The organism is Mycobacterium sp. (genome assembly GCF_036490025.1).
In the GTDB taxonomy this organism is placed as follows: Bacteria; Actinomycetota; Actinomycetes; order Mycobacteriales; family Mycobacteriaceae; genus Mycobacterium.
Genome location: NZ_DASXEP010000136.1, coordinates 1 through 3076, shown reverse-complemented (window position 1 = coordinate 3076; position 3076 = coordinate 1). Strand labels below are relative to the sequence as shown.

Annotated in this window: 4 protein-coding genes and 1 pseudogene; all 5 read left to right on the top strand. The window is 66.0% G+C overall.

Annotated features, from left to right (window positions below; translation table 11 throughout):
• Positions 1-427: pseudogene (locus VGG53_RS15330) on the top strand (NAD(P)H-quinone dehydrogenase); the annotation flags it as partial.
• A 21-nt stretch (positions 428-448) separates the two neighbouring features.
• A complete protein-coding gene (locus VGG53_RS15325) occupies positions 449-1048 on the top strand; it encodes a sulfite oxidase-like oxidoreductase (RefSeq protein ID WP_331518915.1) in 600 nt (199 codons plus the stop codon).
• A gap of 8 nt (positions 1049-1056) precedes the next feature.
• Positions 1057-1797, top strand: coding sequence for a ferredoxin reductase (locus tag VGG53_RS15320; RefSeq protein WP_331518914.1), 741 nt, complete (start codon positions 1057-1059; stop codon positions 1795-1797).
• Between the two features lie 14 nt (positions 1798-1811).
• A complete protein-coding gene (locus tag VGG53_RS15315) occupies positions 1812-2087 on the top strand; it encodes a DUF6510 family protein (RefSeq protein WP_331518913.1) in 276 nt (91 codons plus the stop codon).
• Entirely contained in the window at positions 2087-2737 is a 651-nt protein-coding gene (locus VGG53_RS15310) for an RraA family protein (RefSeq protein WP_331518912.1), read from the top strand. The genes VGG53_RS15315 and VGG53_RS15310 overlap by 1 nt, the downstream gene beginning before the upstream one ends.
• The last annotated feature ends 339 nt before the right edge of the window (positions 2738-3076 follow it).

Below are 3076 nucleotides of genomic sequence, written 5' to 3'. Positions count from 1 at the left end.
GCAGGGCCGGATCGCGATGTATCACGCGCTGGGGGAGGCCGTCAGCCCGATCCGGCTGCGCACCGTCGCGGCGACGGTGTTCACCCGGCCCGAGATCGCGGCGGTCGGCGTTCCGCAGACGGCGATCGACGACGGCTCGGTGCTGGCCCGGACCATCATGCTGCCACTGGAAACCAATGCGCGCGCCAAAATGTCGGAGCTGAGTCACGGTTTCGTCAAGTTGTTCTGCCGGCACGCCACCGGCGTGGTGATCGGCGGTGTGGTGGTCGCCCCGATCGCCTCGGAGCTGATCCTGCCTATCGCGGTGGCCGTGCAAAACCGCATTACGGTCAACGAGCTGGCGGAGACATTTGCCATCTACCCGTCGCTGTCGGGCTCGATCACCGAGGCAGCCCGACGGCTGATAGCTCACGATGATCTGGACTAATCGCTACGACACGGAGCGCCAATGAGTATCGTCAACAAAGGCTTTCGCGGACGCCGCGCTGAGTCGGCCCACGGGTTGCCGCCCGGTCAGCATCTGACCGCGGACTTCCCTGTCTTACAAGCAGGACCGACTCCGCGGATCGATCTCGATCGTTGGCGGTTCACCATCCGCGACGCATGTGGCGCCGAACGCGTATGGACCTGGGCCCAGCTGAAGCTATTGCCCAGCGAGCGGCTCACTGTCGACATCCACTGCGTCACTACGTGGTCCAAGCTGAATACCAAGTGGGAAGGCGTTTCTCTGGACACACTTTTCGAATCGACCGACACCGCTGCCGGATTCGCACTGGTCGGTTCCTACGGGGGCTACACCACCAATCTTCCGTTGGGCGACCTTCTCGGTGGTAAGGCTTGGATCGTCTACGCGTACCAGGGCGCACCGCTTAGCGCGGTGCACGGCGGCCCGGCACGGCTGCTGGTGCCGCACCTGTATTTCTGGAAGTCCGCGAAGTGGGTGAGATCCATCGAATTGCGCGACAGCGACGCACCGGGCTTCTGGGAGCAGTTGGGCTACCACAGCTACGGCGACCCGTGGCAAGAACAACGCTACGCCGGGGATTGACGACGGCTGTGGACGCCGACGTGAAACCGAAGTTGCACTGGCGGGTCGCGCGTGTGGTGGACTCTGAACCCGAGACCGCGTCTGCGCAAACGATTGGGCTGACCGTGCCGGGCTGGAGCGGCCACTTGGCCGGCCAGCACATTGATCTCAAGCTGACCGCCGAGGACGGGTACAGCGCGCAACGCAGCTACTCATTGAGCAGACCCGTCGACGGTGAGCGCATCGAACTGACCGTGCAGCGGATCGCCGACGGAGAGGTCTCGCCCTACCTCGTCGGGCTTCCTGCCGGCGACGAGATCGAACTTCGCGGACCCATCGGCGGCTGGTTCGTCTGGCGGCCGGACGAGGAGGCTCGGGTTCTGCTCGTCGGCGGCGGATCGGGAATCGTGCCGTTGATGGCCATGTTGCGACAGCGGGTGGTGTCGGGTAACGCCGACTTTCGGCTGGTCTATTCGGTGCGGAGTCCCGCCGACGTGTACTACGCCCAAGAGCTGGGCCGGCTCGAGCGCGAATGTGGCTCGCTGCAGGTCGCGCTGGTCTACACCCGCACGGCCACATCAGAGACCGCGCGGCCGCCCCGCCGGGTCGGCTACGGCGACCTCGCGCCGACCGGATGGACCTCCGATCATGGCACACGCGTCTACGTTTGCGGTCCAACGGGATTTGTGGAATCGGTGACCGCGAAGCTGATTGAGCAGGGGCATCAGCCGTCAGCCATCCGGACCGAGCGTTTCGGGCCGAGCAGCTAATCCAGGAACGAGGAATGATGACCGAACCAACGCACGTCGACGGGAACGCGGCCGCGGGTGCCTTCGCGGACGTGCTGGGATTCGATGTCACCACCGCGACGCTGACCTGCGCGGGATGTGGTCGCGCCAGGGCCTTCGCCGAGAGTCACGTCTATCACCGCGGGCCCGGCATCGTGGTGCGCTGCCCGGGTTGCGACCACGCCCTGGCCCGGCTGGTGCAAACGCCCACCGATGTGTGGCTCGACTTCCACGGCGCCCAGTCCTGGCGTGTCCCGATCCCGGCCCGCTGATGGAGTCCCTCGACGCACTCGCCGGTCGCGTGCGCACCGCCGACATCGTGGACGCCATGGGGCGGCGGCACCAACATCGGTGTCATCTCCTCGACCTGGTGAGCCCGACACCCGGTTGTCGGCTCTTCGGCCCCGCCGTGACGATCTCCTACTTGCCGGCGTGCCGGGCCGCTCTCCCGCCCGAGCGCTACAACTTCAAGAGGATGTTCTACGACGCCATCGAAGGCGGTGCCGACGGGCATGTGCTGGTGCTGGCCAGCAACGGCTACACCGAAGCGTCACTGGGCGGTGGGACAAAGCTGTCGCGTGTTCAAAACCATCGGCTCGCCGGCATTCTCGCGGACGGGCGGCTGCGCGACTTCGCCGAGCTCGAACTCTACGACCTCGCCGTCTATTGCCGAGGCGAAACAACGCGGGCGGGCGGCGATGCCGTCACCCCGTACGAGGCGAACCGTCCTGTGGTGATCGCCGGGGTGGCGGTCCGTCCCGGCGACTACGTCTTCGCCGACGCCTCCGGCGCTGCGGTCATACCCGCCGGCGACGTGCGTGCTGTACTGCGCGCCGCCAACCAAGTCGCGGTGGAGGACGCGGCGGCCATCGCCACCATCAGAGGCGAAACCCCAAACACAGTGGGAGGCAATGAGAACTGATTGGCCGGTCCTGTGGGCGGCGACCGTTCAGGTCGGCTCGTCTCGACCGCGCCATGGTCGAGAATCTGCACCGCAGATCCGTCTTCTCGCCGGCCTCTCACCCGGGTGAATTGCACGCCCGGATGAGGACAACTCACCCCATGCGCACCGATAGTGGGCGTTGATCTGAGCCGCGACCGCCAACGCCCGGACCTCCTTCTCGACCAACTTGTGCCGCCGACCGAGGCATTGCGGGTTAGCCAGGGGCTGTGGCGGTGCGACGACACACGCAGAACGGAGATCGCATGTCACAGAATGAGGCCACCGTAACGATGGCTGATGCGCCAGGAAAGTCTCGAA

Bases quoted from the DNA above. Each gene is read 5' to 3' on its own strand.
- VGG53_RS15325 (WP_331518915.1), top strand. From the start codon at position 449: ATGAGTATCGTCAACAAAGGCTTTCGCGGACGCCGCGCTGAGTCGGCC.
- VGG53_RS15315 (WP_331518913.1), top strand. From the start codon at position 1,812: ATGATGACCGAACCAACGCACGTCGACGGGAACGCGGCCGCGGGTGCC.
- VGG53_RS15310 (WP_331518912.1), top strand. From the start codon at position 2,087: ATGGAGTCCCTCGACGCACTCGCCGGTCGCGTGCGCACCGCCGACATC.